Here is a 16079-nt window from a genome sequence, read left to right on the forward strand (position 1 = left end):
TACCAGGAAATTTTGATCCAAATAAGATTATTGAATTAGGGAAAGATCCGGGACTTAATGTGCGTGATTTACATGCTCAAGGAATAGATGGAAGAGGAATATCAATTGGGATTGTTGATGTGACATTATTTACAGGACACGATGAATATAGGGATAATCTTGTACATTATGAAGATATTCCTAAGAGTGATGTAGAGTGGCATATGCATGGTGCAGCAGTAGCGTCCCTTGCAGTAGGAAAAACTACAGGAGTTGCTCCAGGGGCAAAGCTATATTTTATAGAAGCCTCATGGGATGACGAGAATGGCAAAGAAGGGGATATGACATACAAATATTATGCAGAAGGTATCCACAGGCTTTTGGATATAAATAAGCAATTATCTGAGAAAGAAAAAATAAAGGTGATTTCTATTTCTGCTAATCCTAGTCCGGATTATGGTGTCAGTAATTATACAGACTATGAAAAAGCTTTGGATAGGGCGAAAGAAGAAGGGGTATTTATTATGGCAGTCTCATCTGATGTGGATTATGGTTTTCGTTTTGGTGGACTTAGTAGAGAGCCTCTTGGTGACCCGAACGATCTTAATGCATATTATGCTACTGATTTGAATGAATGGAAGGACGAAGGCCGTATTTTCTTCCCAATGGGTTCTCGTGCCTTTGCTAGCTATGTAGGTGAGAATGATTACACATGGATACGATCAGGAGGAGCAAGCTGGACTGCACCATATATTGCAGGACTTTATGCTATGGCTTTGCAGGTTAATCCTGAAGTTACGCCGGATTCCTTTTGGAGTGCAATTGAAGAAACTGCTGATGTTAAAATGGATTCTGTCTATAATAAAAATATTTTAATTGCTAATCCTGTTAACTTGATTAGCAAACTAGCTGGAAAATCATATTCTGCATTATCCTCTTCGTCTCAGGCTATCATATTAAAGTCATATGACGACATCAGTCAACTATTTTGGCCAAATAGAAGTGGAAATATCATTGAACAGAATCAATATAAACCTGAAGATATATTCACTTATTCTTTTGATAATACAACTATCTTTAAAGGCAGCGAAGCTCTTGCTTCTGAAATTCTAGAAGGTGGGAAAAATCCAGGACTTGGAATTAAAAATTTGCACCAACAAGGGATTACGGGCAAAAATGTTAATGTAGCTATCATTGACCAAAATATGTTGATAGATCACCCAGAATTTACTGGACGTATATTTTCTTATTATGATTCTGGCTGTTATCAGCCAGAAGACGAAGGTTCTTATCATGGTGCGTCAGTTACGGGCATTTTAGGTGGAAAAACAGTTGGCGTTGCACCCGAGGTTAATATTTATTATGCTGCCGCCCCATCATGGGAACGGGACGCAAAGTACTTTGCGGACTGTCTTAATTGGGTTATTGAGCAAAATAAAGGGCTTCCAAAATCTGAAAAAATTCGTATAGTTTCTGTATCCTCTGCGCCAACAAGCGAAGGTAATTGGTATAAGAACGGAGAGCTGTGGGAGGAAGCAGTGCTTAAGGCTCAAAAAGATGGTATAATGGTTATTGATTGTCGTGAGAATGATGATACTGGTTTTGTATTTTCTTCATATTACGATTTAGCTGACCGAGATAATGTAACCAAATGTGCCCCTGGATATCCGGGAAACTATGAACGCGATTTTAAAGCTAAACCTTGGCAAAAAATGATTTTTGCACCAGCTTCATTTCGAACATTAGCGCAAGAATTTATAAAAGGTGAATATTGTTATCGTTATGATGGTGTTGGAGGACAGAGTTGGGCTGTTCCCTATGTATCCGGAGTGCTGGCACTAGGTTGGCAGGTAAATCCTAAATTAGACGGTGAAACAATGAAAAAACTTCTTTTCCGGTCAAGTTGGGTTAATGAGGATGGGCTTCACTTCATCAATCCTCCTGCTTTCATAGATGTTGTCCGCAAATCACATTAAGCTGATTACTGATATTCGGTGAGACATATTAAATAGTTAGATCCAAAATCCTCAGAGGGCTGATAGCATTAGGGTTCTGGGGATTTTTTGTTTTACCTGCTACTCTCATCAAACTCTTTAAATCTGGCATATAGCGAGGCATTACATTAATATAATAATTCTTCTATGTAGAATAAATCATTGTTCATATATGCATAAACTAAAATTTTAAAGAGAGCTTTTGGTGATATTACGGGAGTTCTTTCAAGGTAAGAGTACGCCTTATTTTAATTTTTATAATTTGTAGATATTGACAATAGGTTAGAATAGAGATGGAATTGTGGGGTATATAAATATTATATTACTCATATATATAGAAAATTTACATAAAAATTGGGGGATATTTATGATATATCAAGGATTTGCAATTATGATTTTAATAGTTTTTTATGCTATTTATATTGGCAAAATGATAGGACAAAGGAAAAAGGGAATTCAGACAGATCAAATAGCAAAGGGGAAAAAGGATAAGAAGTTGATGATAGTCGAAATCCTTATGAAGGTTGCCACATATAGTATCGTAGTTGTTGAATTAATAAGCATCTTTAAGAATACCTCAACTATGCCAAACTTGATTAGAATTGTCGGAATATTTTTTGGAATAATAGGTGATATAGTTTTTGGAGTGGCTGTATATACAATGAAGGATAGCTGGAGGGCAGGAATTCCCGAAAATGATAAAACAACAATTGTAACAGATGGTATTTATATCTTAAGCAGAAACCCTGCATTCTTAGGATTTGATTTAGTATATATAGGCATATTGTTTATGTTTTTTAATTGGACACTTTTGATCTTTACAATTTTTTCAATTCTTATGTTACATCTGCAAATTTTACAAGAGGAAAAATTCCTGCCAACTGTTTTCGGAGATGATTATATAGATTATTCTAAAAGAGTATGTAGATATATAGGAAGAAAGAGATAATTGCAATCCGATAAAGTTACGAATTAAAAAATGTTTTAAGTGAATAATATTATCTTGTTCCCTCAGATTTTGTTCTGGGGGGTTTTTTACTTTTAAATGAATTTGATTGCAATAAAATGTATCTAAGACAAATTAGTATTGAAGGCTATGATGAAGAAAGTAGGTTGTATTTTGAGATATGTAAAATAAATGAAATGTAAATTTATTTGATAAAGTCTATATGATATAATAACCATAATTAAAAGGTTAAAGAACCATTGTGTACAAATTTAAGGGTATCGAAGGGTTTGCTTATAATTTTATGAAGGCGCAAGGATACCAATACTTAGAAGATGAATAAAGAGGAAGTGATAATAATGGAATATTGGTTTGGAGATTGTTCTGATTCAAATATATTAGTTATAACAGATAAAAAACAACACAAAGAAATTAAATTTGTATTATCTTATTTAATCAGTAAGTCTATTAGATATATATTAGTTGATGATGAAGGATTTTCGATTTCTGAATATGAGCATCTTACTCCATCAGACCTATTGGTTGTAGCATTATCTATTGATTCATTTGTTTTCAATAACTATAATAAATATTTTTCTCCGTTTAGTAAGCCTAAAAACTTACTCAGTAAATATGTATTTATTAGATTAGATATTACTTCAAAGTCTTTAATGGAAGGTTTGAATACACCCCCAGAAGATTTTGAAAAAGTATATGAATACTATAAATCTTTCCGAAAGATTCAAAACTTTGTGTAAAAAACAAATCTGGTACAGAATTGCAATTTGAAATAAATGAATTTAAAACTTGTAGCCATAGGATTTCTGACTATTCGGATAAAGCCTTTTTACCTCCTTCAGAACTTGATGTAGGAATTAAATTAGGAACTGCAAATGGAAAGATTGTTGTAGATTGTACCATAGGGCAAATTAATCAATATGGGAAATGGTTAGGTATGTTTGGATTGATTAAGAAACCTACAGTTATCAACATTAGAAATTCAATGATAACAGATATTGTTGGCAATGAAGAACTTAAAAAAATCCTTTTTTCTTTAGAACCTGAGTGTAGAATGTTAGTTGAGTTTGGTAAAGGGTTATCTACAATGACTCCCACAGGAACAATTGGTATAGATGAAAGTATTATTGATACTTGTCACTTTGGGATTGGTGATGGAATTGGATTTGGTATAAATAATGAAGCCAGTATACATCTTGATATAGTAATTCATCAACCTAAAGTAGAAATTTTCAGTTAAGGATTATAGTATACATGAATAGTGTTCTTAGTGTCACTAATATATGGATAAATGTAATGTGTTATGGAAATTGTTTAATTATGCTATTTTAATAGATATTTACAGAATAAAACTTACCTATACATGGGCAAAAAAGTATAGATAAGTTTTATTTTATTTAAATTAGACAATATGTTAAAATTTAATCGGCATTAAGAAAGTGAATAGAATATTAGATGAGGAGTGGATTAGATGAAAGGATTTAAATCTATATTAATAATTATTTTAGCTTTAGTATTAGTGACTAGTGGATGTTCAAGCAAAACAGATGTAATGAATGAAGTAAATAGCCAACAACCTAAAGCTGGAGAAGGTAATGAAGCAGTAAATGAATCGACGGAAGATGGTATAGAGTTTGTAGACACTAGTTATATAGTAAGTGCTGATTGGCTAAAAGAAAATATGGAAAAAGAAGATTTATTAATATTGGATGCTAGGGGAGCAGATACTCATAAAAAAGGTCATATACCTGGAGCTGTAGCTATTACGTGGCAAGAGTTTTCAAATATGGAAGGTGCTCCTGGTAAAGACCCTAATTGGGGAACGATTCTTGAGCCGAAAGCTTTATCAGAAAAACTATCAGAGTATGGAATAACAGAGGGTAAAGAAATAGTAGTATATACAACTTCACCAGAGGGCTGGGGAGAAGATGGAAGAATAGTGTGGATGTTGAGAAGAGCAGGATATGACAATACAAAGATTTTAGATGGAGGGTTTGATTTCTGGAAATCAAAGGGTTATGAAGTATCCAAAGATGGTGTAGTACCAACTCCTGAAACTGTTATTGTAGAAGCATTAGATGATAAAACAAATATTGATACTGAAGAATTAGCGAATAAGTTAAAGGATGTTGTAATAATTGACGTCAGAGGCAAAGATGAATATGAAGGAGCTACAAATTTTGGAGAACCAAGGGGAGGACATATACCAGCAGCTATTAATATAACCTTCAATGAGTTTTTAAATAAAGATGGTACCTTAAAAACAGCAAAAGAGATAAAAGATATACTTGATTCTAATGGAATTAAAAAGGATGATGAAATCGTAACATATTGTACAGCAGGTATTCGTTCTGCTCATATGCAAATAGTATTGGCTATGATGGGTTATAATAACGTAAAGAACTATGATGCTAGCTTCTATGGTTGGTCAGGAAATACTGATTTAGAAGTAGTGAAATAATATAAATATAAACTATATATTTATATTATTTTTAGGAGAATAGAGATATCTTTACAGGAAGGCTGTTGATATTTTGAAAAACATAAAGAAATCTACATGGATTAAATTAAGTGTTGTTTTGGGATTAATATGTATATATTTTTTTGTTGCTCCTGTTAGAAATGCTATAAAGCAAATTGTATTTATATTTAGTATGTTAGATGTAAATGCAGTAAAGGGATATATACTTTCCTTTGGTATATGGGCGCCTATAATATCATTTTTGCTTATGGTATTTCAATCAGTAGCTGCGCCACTACCAGCTTTCTTGATAACCTTTGCCAATGCAGGGTTATTTGGATGGGTAAAGGGAGCAATTCTTTCTTGGACATCTGCCATGGCAGGAGCAGTCTTATGCTTTTATATTTCTAAGATATATGGAAGAAATGCTATTGAGAAGCTGGCATCTAAATTTGCTTTAGATGAAATAGATGGTTTTTTTGATAAATATGGAGATTATGCAATATTAGTGGCTAGACTTTTACCCTTTATATCCTTCGATATAGTTAGCTATGCAGCAGGATTGACAGCTATGAATTTTTGGTCTTTCTTTTGGGCTACTGGACTTGGACAACTTCCTGCAACTATTATTTATTCCTATGCAGGTGAAAAGCTAACGGGTGGAGCAAAAACCTTCGTCACTGGACTTCTGATATTATTTGCAGTTAGTGCTTTAGGATTTTTGATGAAAAAGATATGGAATGAGAAGAACAAAAAAAACATTAATTAGAGAGTATATTAGGATTGCTTCAAAAATGGAGCAATCCTTTTTTAGGTTTATGAATACCATCCGCTTAGCGGATGGTATTCATAAACCTAAAAAATATAAAATAGATAATACATTTATGTTGACAATACATAGATAATCATCTATATTAAATATATAGACACTTATCTATATAGGGGGGTGAAGAGCAAATGAAAAATTATGATGAAAATGCAAAAATACTAAAGGCTGTTTCTGATGCGAACAGATTGAAGATAATTGATATATTATCATGTGGTGAACTATGTGCCTGTGATATACTAGAGAATTTTGACTTTACACAACCAACACTTTCGCATCATATGAAGGTTTTGGCTGATGTTGGTTTGGTCAAAGTCAGAAAGGATGGAATTTGGAACTATTATTCACTAGATATGATTAAATGCAACAATATAATTAAATTTTTAAATGATATATTCACTGAATCTGACAATTGTATTTGTAAAGCAATTGATAATAAAGAATGTAAATGTTAATAGGAGGAGATTCAATTGAAAAAGATGGAAATATTTGATCCAGCCATGTGTTGTTCTACAGGAGTTTGTGGACCTTCTGTAGATAAAAATCTATTAAGAGTTGCTACACTTTTAAATAGGTTGGAGAAGAAAGGTGTAAAAGTAGAGAGACATAATCTAACTAGTGACCCAAAATCATACGTGGATAATAGTATTGTAAATAAATTACTGCTTGATAACGGAGTAGATATTCTGCCTATAACTATGGTTGATGGAGAGGTAGTTAAAACAAAGGAATATCCAACAAATGAAGAGTTTGTAAAGTTACTTGAAATACCTGAGGAGTATATTATGTCTGAATTAGGTGCTAGAAAGGCTAGAAACGAAAAACAATAATTTTATAGAGGAGTGGCTATTGTTAATATAGGTGAGGAGGAGATAAGATGTTTAAGGATTTTGATGTAAAAGATATGGATTTAACAAAATATTTATTTTTTACTGGAAAAGGTGGAGTTGGAAAAACCTCTACTGCCTGTGCTATAGCTGTTAGTTTAGCAGATAATGGCAAGAAGATTATGCTTATAAGTACTGATCCAGCTTCAAATTTACAGGATGTATTTGATACAGAGCTTAACAACAAAGGAATTCCTATAAAGGACGTACCAAACCTAGTAGTTGCAAACTTCGATCCTGAGGAAGCAGCAGCAGAATATAAAGAAAGTGTAATAGCACCATATAGAAGAAAGCTTCCAGAGGTTGTTATTCAAAACATGGAAGAACAACTTTCTGGATCCTGTACAGTTGAAATAGCTGCTTTTAATGAGTTCTCCGGATTTATAACAGATAAAAAAGCTGCAGAGGAATATGATCATATAATATTTGATACTGCCCCTACAGGACATACTCTAAGAATGCTTCAATTACCATCTGCTTGGACTAATTTTATAAGCGAAAGTACTCATGGTGCATCATGTCTTGGTCAATTATCAGGACTAGAGGAGAAAAAGGATATATATAAAAATGCAGTAGAAAACTTAGCAGATAAAGAAAAGACTACTCTTGTGCTTATTTCACGACCTGAAGTATCAGCATTAAAAGAGGCTGAGAGAGCATCAAAAGAGCTACAGGATATCGGAGTAAGTAATCAGCTTCTAGTAATAAACGGAGTATTAAAAGCGCATGACGACGAGCTTTCAAATGAAATTTTTAATAAGCAACAGGATATACTAAAGGATATACCAGAAGGACTAAGAAATTTAGACATATTTGAAATACCACTAAGACCATATAATATTACAGGAATTGAAAATATTAGAGCGTTTTTTAATAGTGGAGATATAAAATATTCAGATGAAAAATTAAAACCAGAGGTAATCCCCACTTTAAGTAAAGTTATAGATGATTTATATAATTCAAATAAAAAGGTAATTTTTACGATGGGTAAGGGTGGCGTAGGAAAAACCACTATAGCTGCTACAATTGCTAGCGAACTAGCTAAGAGAGGAAAGAAAGTGCATCTAACAACTACTGATCCAGCAGCTCATATAGGCTATGTAATAGATGAAAGCTTTGGCATTACTCTAAGTAATATAGATGAAAAAAATGAATTAAAAAAATATCAAGAAGAAGTGTTGAGCAAAGCCAGAGAAACAATGAGTGATGATGATATTGCCTATGTAGAAGAAGATTTAAGATCTCCATGTACCCAAGAGATAGCTGTATTTAGAGCCTTTGCAGAAATAGTAGAGCGCTCAGAAGATGAGATTGTGGTCATCGATACAGCACCTACAGGTCATACTCTATTATTATTGGAATCAACCCAAAGCTATAATAAGGAAATAGCACGTACACAGGGCGATATTCCAGAATCAGTTAAAAATCTATTACCTAAGCTAAAGAATGATAGTTTGACAGAGGTAATAATTGTAACATTAGCTGAAGCAACTCCTTACTTTGAAGCTATGAGATTACAGGAGGACTTAAATAGAGCTGGAATATTTAGCAAGTGGTGGATAATCAACTCTAGCTTTTATGCTACTGACACAACTAATGAGATTTTAAAAGCAAAGGCAAGTAATGAAATACAATGGATAAATAAGGTGAATGAAATCTCTAAAGGAAACTTTGCAGTAGTTAAGTGGACCCCAGAGGAACTAAAGGGAGAAAATCTAAGTAAGCTCTTAAAATAGAGCTTACTTAGCAAAGTTAAATAATTTTAAATGAAAGGTGGAATATTTATGACAAAGGAGAAATTATCACCAGGAATTAGTTTTTTTGAAAAGTACCTTACTATATGGGTAGCTATATGTATGATAATTGGAGTGTTAATAGGAGTCTATCTGCCAGGTATTCCAGAATTTTTAAATAAATTCGAGTATTATAATGTATCAGTTCCTGTAGCAATACTGATATGGCTGATGATATATCCAATGATGTTAAAAGTTGATTTTAATAGTGTGAAAAAAGTGGGAGAAAACCCTAGGGGACTTATAGTTACTTGGGTTACAAATTGGTTGATTAAGCCATTTACAATGTATGGTTTGGCATATTTTTTCTTTTTTATAGTATTCAAAAATATGATTTCTCCTAATCTAGCTAAAGATTATCTAGCGGGAGCAGTGCTTTTAGGAGCAGCTCCATGTACAGCCATGGTATTTGTTTGGAGTCACTTAACAAAGGGAAATCCTGCCTATACCCTTGTACAAGTAGCTACAAATGATCTTATTATTTTAATAGCATTTGTTCCAATAGTAGCGTTTTTATTAGGTATAAGTGGATTTACAATTCCTTGGGGTACTCTTTTTTTATCTGTGGTATTATTCGTAGTAGTTCCTTTAATTGCAGGAATTTTCTCAAGGAGCTTGATTACAAAGAAAAAAGGTGTAGAATACTTTGAAAAGGTGTATATACCTAAATTTAGTGGTGTTACGATTGTTGGATTATTATTAACATTGATAATTTTATTTTCATTTCAAGGTCAAACTATTATTGAGAATCCTTTAGATATATTATTAATTGCAGTACCATTGACAATTCAAACATTCTTAATATTTTTTATAGCATATTTATGGTCAAAAGCATGGAAACTTCCTTTTGATGTGGCAGCACCAGCAGGTATGATAGGGGCATCAAACTTTTTTGAGCTTGCAGTAGCTGTAGCAATATCATTATTTGGATTAAAATCAGGAGCTGCTTTAGCAACAGTAGTTGGTGTACTCACAGAGGTACCTATAATGTTAGCTCTTGTAAGTGTTGCGAATAGGACAAAGCATTGGTTTGCTAAAACCAATAATAACTAATCCTAGTTTGGAGGTATACTGATGAAAAAGAAAGTAGCTTTTATATGCGTTCACAATTCATGTCGTTCACAAATGGCAGAGGGTTGGGCGAAAAAATTAGGAAGTGATGTGTTAGAGGTATATTCAGCAGGAACTGAAAAATATCCAGAGGTAAAACCTTTGGCAGTAAAAGTAATGGAAGAGGATGGAGTAAATATGAGTAGCCACTATCCAAAGCTATTATCCGATATACCTGAAGAATTAGATATACTTATTACTATGGGATGTAATGTAATTTGTCCATTTATACCTAATGACCATAGTGAAGACTGGGGGCTAGATGATCCATCAGGGGGATCAATTGAAGCTTACAGAAATACTAGAGACCTTATTAAGGAAAAGGTAGAAGATTTAATTAGAAGAGTAAAAAATAGGGAGCTATAATTATACTGAATAGAATATCAGCCGATGTTTTTTGAAAAGATAATGTTCTCAAAGTGAAAAGGAGAAACTGACCGTTAAGGAGTTAGTTTCTTCTTTTTTTGAATTAATGCAGTAAATTATTTTATTTAAAAATAATCTACTACACAGCATTGTTGATGTTTGTTGAATGAGAATTTTAATATATTGGAAACATATGGTACAATGGTAGAGAGAATGAGTTTAGACATCTTATATAGATAAAGAAAAGATACACTTATTTGATTCTGAGACAAGCATAAGAAGTTTTTAATAAATAAAAAATGTAGAAAAACTCAGATAAATTTGAGTAAATATAAAGAGAAGGGAGTTGTAAAACAAATTGAGGTATGGAAGAATATGGAGGATTCTTGTAGCCTGTATGGTAATGGTTATATTATCTGGATGCTCAGGAAATATCAATACAGATAATAGCCTTCCAGCGATAAGAGAGAATAAAGAATTAAGTTGAACATTGACAGTATCAACTGTTTTCGATGGATATATCGACACATTTGCAGAAGAATTTATGGACATGCACCCAAATGTAGAGATTATAGTGGAACGACCGGAAGATAACAAGGCTTCATATATGTATAGAACGGCTATAGATTTATTAAGTGGTACAGCCAGTGATTTGATAGATTTAAGTGCTCTGGACATAAACCATAAGGCCCAGAGTGGTCTATTAGTTAATATATACGATTTTATGGATAATGATCCTGATTTTAATAAATCTGACTATTATACTAATATTTTTGAGGCTATGGAATACGAAGGTGGTTTATATGCCATGCCATTGTCATTTAATTATGATATGGTGTATATTAGTAAGCCCTTATCAGAAAGTATAGGTTTAGACTATGAAAGTTATGAAAACATAAACTATACTGAAATGATTAATATATATGAAAAGGCTAAAAAGACCCACCCTTCACCGGATGAATTTTATCTTATGCCTGGTATTACAAAAAATTCATTTTTTGACTATCAATCTGTTGATTTCTTTGATATTGAGACTGGAAATGCCAATTTCGATAGCGATGAATTCTTACAGAATTTAAGGCTTACCAAAAAGCTAAATACAGTTTATCATCCAGAAACTATGGAATGGGATTTCACTCGTGTAGGAGTAAGAAACGAAGATTTTTTAATAGAGGATTTTATGTTTGCTAAATTTACAACAAGTAACATCGATATGAAAAATATGATGGTTGAATTTGAAAACACAATAAACCCTATACCATTTTTAAGCAGTAATGGAAAGGCACCGTTTAGCAATTTACTTTCAACATATGCTATTTCCCATAATAGTAAGAATAAAGAATTGGCTTGGGAGTTTTTAAAATATTGTGCATCTGCTAAGGAATTGCCTACATTTGAAAGCGAAGAAGATGAATATAAATACTCTTTTATGTTCTGGGGAAATATACCAATAAATATTGAGAATTTTTATACCTATTTCAGACATAGTTTTGAAGCTGATATTAAGTGGTATGAAGAGAGAGGTCTTGAAGGTAATTGGAAATTTACAAATGAAGAAGAAAAGGAAAAAATGTTTGAGGATACTTTAGATCAAATACATGAATGGAATCAACAGAGAAATGTTTTAGTTGGAAATCTTGAATTAACATATTTACTGAGAGAAGAACTGGATAACTATTACTATTATGACTTAGCAACGGCTGAAGAAACAGCGGAAATTATTCAAAACAAGGTCTTTACCTATTTGAATGAATAAAATTTTATATAGATGAAAGGGAAAGTATATGAAGATGAAACATATGAAAAAAGATAGTCTATTACCATATATATTACCTAGTTTATGCGAGATATTGTTTTTTTATGGTATCCCTTTTATATTGTCCTTTTATTATACTTTATTAAATAATATGGGGGAGAAAAGGTTTATAGGTTTAAAGAATTTTTCTGATACATTACAAAATCCCATGTTTCAAAGAGGTTTAACAAATCAAAGTTTTTTTATGGCTATTGCCGTTCCTTTATGCCTTATTTTAGCTTTATTTTTTTCATTGCAAATAATAAAATTAAAAAAAGGTAAAAAGTTTATATTTTTAGTATCAATAATACCCTTCGTGATTCCATCCGGTACTAGTATATATTTTTGGAAATGTATCTTTGATGTTAATGGACTTGCTAATAAAGTACTATATTCCTTAAATATTCCTATGGTTAACTGGTACAATAGCAAATGGGTCATGGCTATTGCGGTTATAACTCCCAGTGAATTTAGAAAATCATTCAACTTATAGATTATAGATTTTATCACTACATCACTTCATCTTAATTTAATCATCACTAAATATTGCATCTAGATATTGTACCTAGTCTTTTTTATGAATCTCTGATATGATTATTGTATAAAAGTAGTATGGAGGTAAAAAATATGTATGAATCAGGAGAAATGTATTTAGAAACTATTTTAGTTTTAAAGAAACGCAATGGTCAGGTTAGATCTATAGATGTAGCAAGGGAATTAAACTTTAGTAAACCTAGTGTAAGTCGTGCAATAGGGATTCTAAAGGACGAAGGCTATATATTAGTAGATAATAATAATTATATTGAATTAACAGAGAAGGGTAAGAAAAAAGCTAAAGACATATATGAAAAACATAAAGTTTTAACAATGTTTCTAACAGATATAATTAAGGTATCTTCTGAAATAGCTGAAGAGGATGCATGTAGAATTGAACATATTATTAGTGATGAAACATTTAGAGGGATAAAAAAATTTCTAGAAGATTATTAGATGAATAATACATTTTATGAATACGAGAGCGTAAAGTACATTTAGGTAAGATAAAGGAAGGCTGTCTAAAAATTATTATGTTAGGCAGTCTTTAATTTATCATTTTTTATTGTTTCTCCTTGTAAAAAAGGTAGATTAGAAAATGTGGAATTTAAACATAATTCTTTTGATAATATAATTTGCTTTAAGGTTATTGGCTTGAAATGGAGAGTACAGCTATTTGTACTCTCCATTTTTGATTTCAGGAACTTGACCTCAATGATTTCCAAAAAAGAATTCCTTAATAATACTTTAATGAATCCTTTTCTGTTTATTACAAATATGTAATTAAAGTGTAATTTAACTAAATAGTAAAGTTTTATATTTTAAATTATAATTAAATCAGAGTAGGGGGAATGAAAGATAAATTATGAAGCATCAAGAAATTAATCAGGTAAGTAGACTTTAGGTTTTAAGGAGGACAATAATGAAAAGAAATAAAAAAATATTAGTAAGTATATTATGTGTTGTATTATGTTTAAGTCTTTTATCAGCTTGCAATAAATCAATATTAGGAGAAGATAATGATATAAAAGAGCTAAAAGCTGAGCTAAGTAATATGGCGATAGAAAATGCTAAGAAATATTTTAATGAAAATATAGATATAAATGAATTTGATATTTCAGTTGCAGAAAAAGTTGGAGATAATAAATTTAAAGATATAGAATCAATTGAAACAACAAATGAAATATATCTTATAGGACACCATAAAAATAAACCTGAGAATATTTTTGAATTTATTTTAGTTTATAATATAGAGAATAAAAATATAATGAAATTCGGAATTCAGACTATTAATAATGATGATATTGTATATGCAAATCTAGAAAAATAATAGATTCAAATATGAAAAAGGGAGCTTTTGCTTTATAGCTTATTTCGCTATTTAGCAAAGGCTCCTTTTATTTTTCACTCTTAATTGCCTAAAATACTGCAAACCCATTTGAAAAAATTAATTTACTTTAACATGGAATTTATAAACCATATATTTTTACTGTAGAATGCAACGTAGTCTTCGAATATAGCAACAGTTTCGAAATCTCCGTCTTCATCTGCAAGGTTTCTAATTTCAGTCGCTAATTCTTTCATTAATTCTAAGTCTTTTTTAGCAATTTCTAAAGATTCCTTTACAGAAAAGTCTTTTGGATTGACTTCTTCAATAGTAGAATTTGCTAAATAATCAGCTATAGTGGACAATGGCATTATATTTTTCATCTTTAATAATTCTGCTACTTCATCTAAGTCTTCAAATAACTTATCATAAATCTCTTCTGTAAAGTTGTGGACCTGCATAAATTGGCCTCCTACCACATTCCAGTGAAGATTATGAAATTTTACATTTAACACACCTAAGTTAGATAAATACTTTTGTACTAATTCTAAATGTTTCATAATAAACCTCCTTTAATTTTTAAAAAGATTATTTATTGTCTTTGATTTACTTATATTATATGATAAAATATAAGTAACAAAAAGGCACAAATATGTTCGTAGGAGTGAGAATATGAAAAATAAAATATCTAATGGATTTCAGATTGTACATGATTTAATAAAACTAAGATGGGTTCCTGAAATACTGGAATCTATTGATCTTGGTAATCAACATTATAGTGATATTTTAAGAAGTATTCCATATATGAGCCATACAGAGCTAAATAGAAAACTATCTGTACTTATAGAGAAGAATGTTATAGATAAAAAAGTTGAAGATAATAGTATATGTTATTCTTTACTTAGTTTTGGTAAAGATTTAGTGCACATTTTCCGTCATCTAGAGGATTTAGAGGATAAATATTTTCAAACTTCTTAAAGAAAAAGCTTTCACAGAAATCTCTGTGAAAGCTTTTTATATAGTTTCAAATGCTATACCTAAAGTATTAGGTCCACAGTGACAGGATATTGTACAACTTGCAACTGCTACATGAATTTTATCAAAATCCATATGCTCTAGTATTACACTCTTAGCAAGGTCGATATATTTAGAATCTATACCAGAATGAACAATAAAGATGTGGTCTTGATTAATATTATCATAGCTTGATAATTTGTCACTTATATATTTGGGAATGGTCTTGCTCAAAGAGCCTCTATATTTGTTTCCAACGTCCATTGCACCAGAACTATTATCTACATTAATAACAGGCTTTATTTTCAATAAATTTGCCCCTAGAGAGGAAAGTTTTGAACAACGACCTCCAGCATATAAAAAGTCTAAAGTATCTAAAATAAAGCTCATATGTATGTTTCCTCTATGGCTATTTAATCTAGTGCTAATCTCTTGTGCTGATAGTCCTTCTTTTATCATATTGGCAGCTTTTAATACTAAAAGAGCAGATCCTGTAGAAAGATTCTGAGAGTCTATAGGATAAATACCTTTAAGTTCATTTGCCACTATGGAGCAATTATTATGGCTACTTGTAAGTGCACTCCCTAGATTAATATGTATTACCTCATGGCCATCATCTATCCAAGGTTTAAAATATCTATAATATTCTGCAACATTTATGGCAGATGTCTTCGGTAAAATTTTCTTTTCAAAATATGTATTGAAAATCTCAGGAGGGGTAATATCTACATTATCTTTATACACCTTTTCATCTAAAAGAATAGTATAAGGAAAACTATTTATATTATAAGTTTCCATTAATTCATGATTTATATCGCAGGTACTATCAACGCTTAATATTATTTTTTTCATCTTTAGCAATCCTTCCTAAATAAATTAATTGATAATCTTTCTTTATATTAACTACCGGAAATAATAAGTAATATTTATGAATAATAATAACTAATACAATGACTTTTGTCAATTGAATGCCCTTTAAAAAATAGCTTGGATAACTAAGATATATCGTTATTTTTATTATGGAAGAAA

The 16079-nt window shown here is 31.2% G+C and carries 18 protein-coding genes; 15 read left to right on the top strand and 3 right to left on the bottom strand.

Features of this window, described 5'->3' with window-relative positions; translation table 11 throughout:
- Window positions 1–59: 59 nt before the first annotated feature.
- The 12 genes from RBU61_RS06815 to RBU61_RS06870 all read left to right on the top strand — a co-directional run bounded on the left by RBU61_RS06815 (window position 60) and on the right by RBU61_RS06870 (window position 12136).
- Window positions 60–1955, top strand: coding sequence for a S8 family serine peptidase (locus RBU61_RS06815; RefSeq protein ID WP_308878874.1), 1896 nt, complete (start codon window positions 60–62; stop codon window positions 1953–1955).
- A gap of 385 nt (window positions 1956–2340) precedes the next feature.
- On the top strand, window positions 2341–2922 hold the full coding sequence (locus tag RBU61_RS06820) for an isoprenylcysteine carboxylmethyltransferase family protein (RefSeq protein WP_308878875.1): 582 nt from the start codon (window positions 2341–2343) through the stop codon (window positions 2920–2922).
- A 356-nt stretch (window positions 2923–3278) separates the two neighbouring features.
- Complete coding sequence (locus RBU61_RS06825) at window positions 3279–3677, top strand: hypothetical protein (RefSeq protein ID WP_308878876.1); 399 nt, start codon at window positions 3279–3281, stop codon at window positions 3675–3677.
- Between the two features lie 20 nt (window positions 3678–3697).
- Window positions 3698–4177 carry a hypothetical protein gene (locus RBU61_RS06830; RefSeq protein WP_308878877.1) on the top strand — a complete coding sequence of 160 codons (480 nt, stop codon included), beginning with the start codon at window positions 3698–3700 and terminating at the stop codon, window positions 4175–4177.
- A gap of 231 nt (window positions 4178–4408) precedes the next feature.
- Window positions 4409–5398: a sulfurtransferase gene (locus RBU61_RS06835; RefSeq protein ID WP_308878878.1), complete on the top strand. Its 990-nt coding sequence runs from the start codon at window positions 4409–4411 to the stop codon at window positions 5396–5398.
- A gap of 73 nt (window positions 5399–5471) precedes the next feature.
- Window positions 5472–6167: a TVP38/TMEM64 family protein gene (locus tag RBU61_RS06840; RefSeq protein WP_308878879.1), complete on the top strand. Its 696-nt coding sequence runs from the start codon at window positions 5472–5474 to the stop codon at window positions 6165–6167.
- A gap of 188 nt (window positions 6168–6355) precedes the next feature.
- On the top strand, window positions 6356–6679 hold the full coding sequence (locus tag RBU61_RS06845; RefSeq protein WP_308878880.1) for a metalloregulator ArsR/SmtB family transcription factor: 324 nt from the start codon (window positions 6356–6358) through the stop codon (window positions 6677–6679).
- 24 nt (window positions 6680–6703) lie between these two features.
- Window positions 6704–7054, top strand: a complete 351-nt coding sequence (gene arsD / locus RBU61_RS06850; protein WP_308879783.1) for an arsenite efflux transporter metallochaperone ArsD — start codon at window positions 6704–6706, stop codon at window positions 7052–7054.
- Window positions 7055–7101: 47 nt separating this feature from the next.
- Window positions 7102–8847 carry an arsenical pump-driving ATPase gene (gene arsA, locus RBU61_RS06855; protein WP_308878881.1) on the top strand — a complete coding sequence of 582 codons (1746 nt, stop codon included), beginning with the start codon at window positions 7102–7104 and terminating at the stop codon, window positions 8845–8847.
- Window positions 8848–8895: 48 nt separating this feature from the next.
- Window positions 8896–9957 carry an ACR3 family arsenite efflux transporter gene (gene arsB, locus RBU61_RS06860; protein ID WP_308878882.1) on the top strand — a complete coding sequence of 354 codons (1062 nt, stop codon included), beginning with the start codon at window positions 8896–8898 and terminating at the stop codon, window positions 9955–9957.
- 21 nt (window positions 9958–9978) lie between these two features.
- The gene (locus RBU61_RS06865) at window positions 9979–10380 is read left to right on the top strand and encodes an arsenate reductase ArsC (RefSeq protein ID WP_308878883.1); all 402 of its coding nucleotides are present in this window, start codon (window positions 9979–9981) and stop codon (window positions 10378–10380) included.
- Window positions 10381–10870: 490 nt separating this feature from the next.
- Window positions 10871–12136 carry an extracellular solute-binding protein gene (locus RBU61_RS06870; RefSeq protein ID WP_308878885.1) on the top strand — a complete coding sequence of 422 codons (1266 nt, stop codon included), beginning with the start codon at window positions 10871–10873 and terminating at the stop codon, window positions 12134–12136.
- A 231-nt stretch (window positions 12137–12367) separates the two neighbouring features.
- On the opposite strand, the gene RBU61_RS06875 is transcribed toward RBU61_RS06870, so the two are convergent.
- Complete coding sequence (locus tag RBU61_RS06875; RefSeq protein ID WP_308878886.1) at window positions 12368–12685, bottom strand: hypothetical protein; 318 nt, start codon at window positions 12683–12685, stop codon at window positions 12368–12370.
- Between the two features lie 117 nt (window positions 12686–12802).
- Between RBU61_RS06875 and RBU61_RS06880 the strand changes: the two genes are divergently transcribed.
- On the top strand, window positions 12803–13165 hold the full coding sequence (locus tag RBU61_RS06880; protein WP_308878887.1) for a metal-dependent transcriptional regulator: 363 nt from the start codon (window positions 12803–12805) through the stop codon (window positions 13163–13165).
- A gap of 466 nt (window positions 13166–13631) precedes the next feature.
- Entirely contained in the window at window positions 13632–14039 is a 408-nt protein-coding gene (locus RBU61_RS06885) for a hypothetical protein (protein WP_308878888.1), read from the top strand.
- A gap of 122 nt (window positions 14040–14161) precedes the next feature.
- Here RBU61_RS06885 and RBU61_RS06890 read toward each other — a convergent pair whose 3' ends face one another.
- Window positions 14162–14596 carry a DNA starvation/stationary phase protection protein gene (locus RBU61_RS06890; protein ID WP_308878889.1) on the bottom strand — a complete coding sequence of 145 codons (435 nt, stop codon included), beginning with the start codon at window positions 14594–14596 and terminating at the stop codon, window positions 14162–14164.
- A 112-nt stretch (window positions 14597–14708) separates the two neighbouring features.
- Here RBU61_RS06890 and RBU61_RS06895 point away from each other — a divergent pair, with 112 nt between their 5' ends.
- Window positions 14709–15014, top strand: a complete 306-nt coding sequence (locus RBU61_RS06895; RefSeq protein WP_308878890.1) for a winged helix-turn-helix transcriptional regulator — start codon at window positions 14709–14711, stop codon at window positions 15012–15014.
- 36 nt (window positions 15015–15050) lie between these two features.
- On the opposite strand, the gene RBU61_RS06900 is transcribed toward RBU61_RS06895, so the two are convergent.
- Entirely contained in the window at window positions 15051–15902 is an 852-nt protein-coding gene (locus RBU61_RS06900) for a DegV family protein (protein WP_308878891.1), read from the bottom strand.
- Window positions 15903–16079: the final 177 nt, after the last annotated feature.

Origin of the sequence: Tissierella sp. MB52-C2, assembly GCF_030931715.1 — a bacterium.
Classification (GTDB): Bacteria; Bacillota; Clostridia; order Tissierellales; family Tissierellaceae; genus Tissierella.

Coding starts and splice junctions, on each gene's coding strand:
- RBU61_RS06820 (WP_308878875.1), top strand. CDS start 2,341: ATGATATATCAAGGATTTGCAATTATGATTTTAATAGTTTTTTATGCT.
- RBU61_RS06825 (WP_308878876.1), top strand. CDS start 3,279: ATGGAATATTGGTTTGGAGATTGTTCTGATTCAAATATATTAGTTATA.
- RBU61_RS06835 (WP_308878878.1), top strand. CDS start 4,409: ATGAAAGGATTTAAATCTATATTAATAATTATTTTAGCTTTAGTATTA.
- RBU61_RS06845 (WP_308878880.1), top strand. CDS start 6,356: ATGAAAAATTATGATGAAAATGCAAAAATACTAAAGGCTGTTTCTGAT.
- arsD (WP_308879783.1), top strand. CDS start 6,704: ATGGAAATATTTGATCCAGCCATGTGTTGTTCTACAGGAGTTTGTGGA.
- arsA (WP_308878881.1), top strand. CDS start 7,102: ATGTTTAAGGATTTTGATGTAAAAGATATGGATTTAACAAAATATTTA.
- arsB (WP_308878882.1), top strand. CDS start 8,896: ATGACAAAGGAGAAATTATCACCAGGAATTAGTTTTTTTGAAAAGTAC.
- RBU61_RS06865 (WP_308878883.1), top strand. CDS start 9,979: ATGAAAAAGAAAGTAGCTTTTATATGCGTTCACAATTCATGTCGTTCA.
- RBU61_RS06880 (WP_308878887.1), top strand. CDS start 12,803: ATGTATGAATCAGGAGAAATGTATTTAGAAACTATTTTAGTTTTAAAG.
- RBU61_RS06885 (WP_308878888.1), top strand. CDS start 13,632: ATGAAAAGAAATAAAAAAATATTAGTAAGTATATTATGTGTTGTATTA.
- RBU61_RS06890 (WP_308878889.1), bottom strand. CDS start 14,596: ATGAAACATTTAGAATTAGTACAAAAGTATTTATCTAACTTAGGTGTG.
- RBU61_RS06895 (WP_308878890.1), top strand. CDS start 14,709: ATGAAAAATAAAATATCTAATGGATTTCAGATTGTACATGATTTAATA.
- RBU61_RS06900 (WP_308878891.1), bottom strand. CDS start 15,902: ATGAAAAAAATAATATTAAGCGTTGATAGTACCTGCGATATAAATCAT.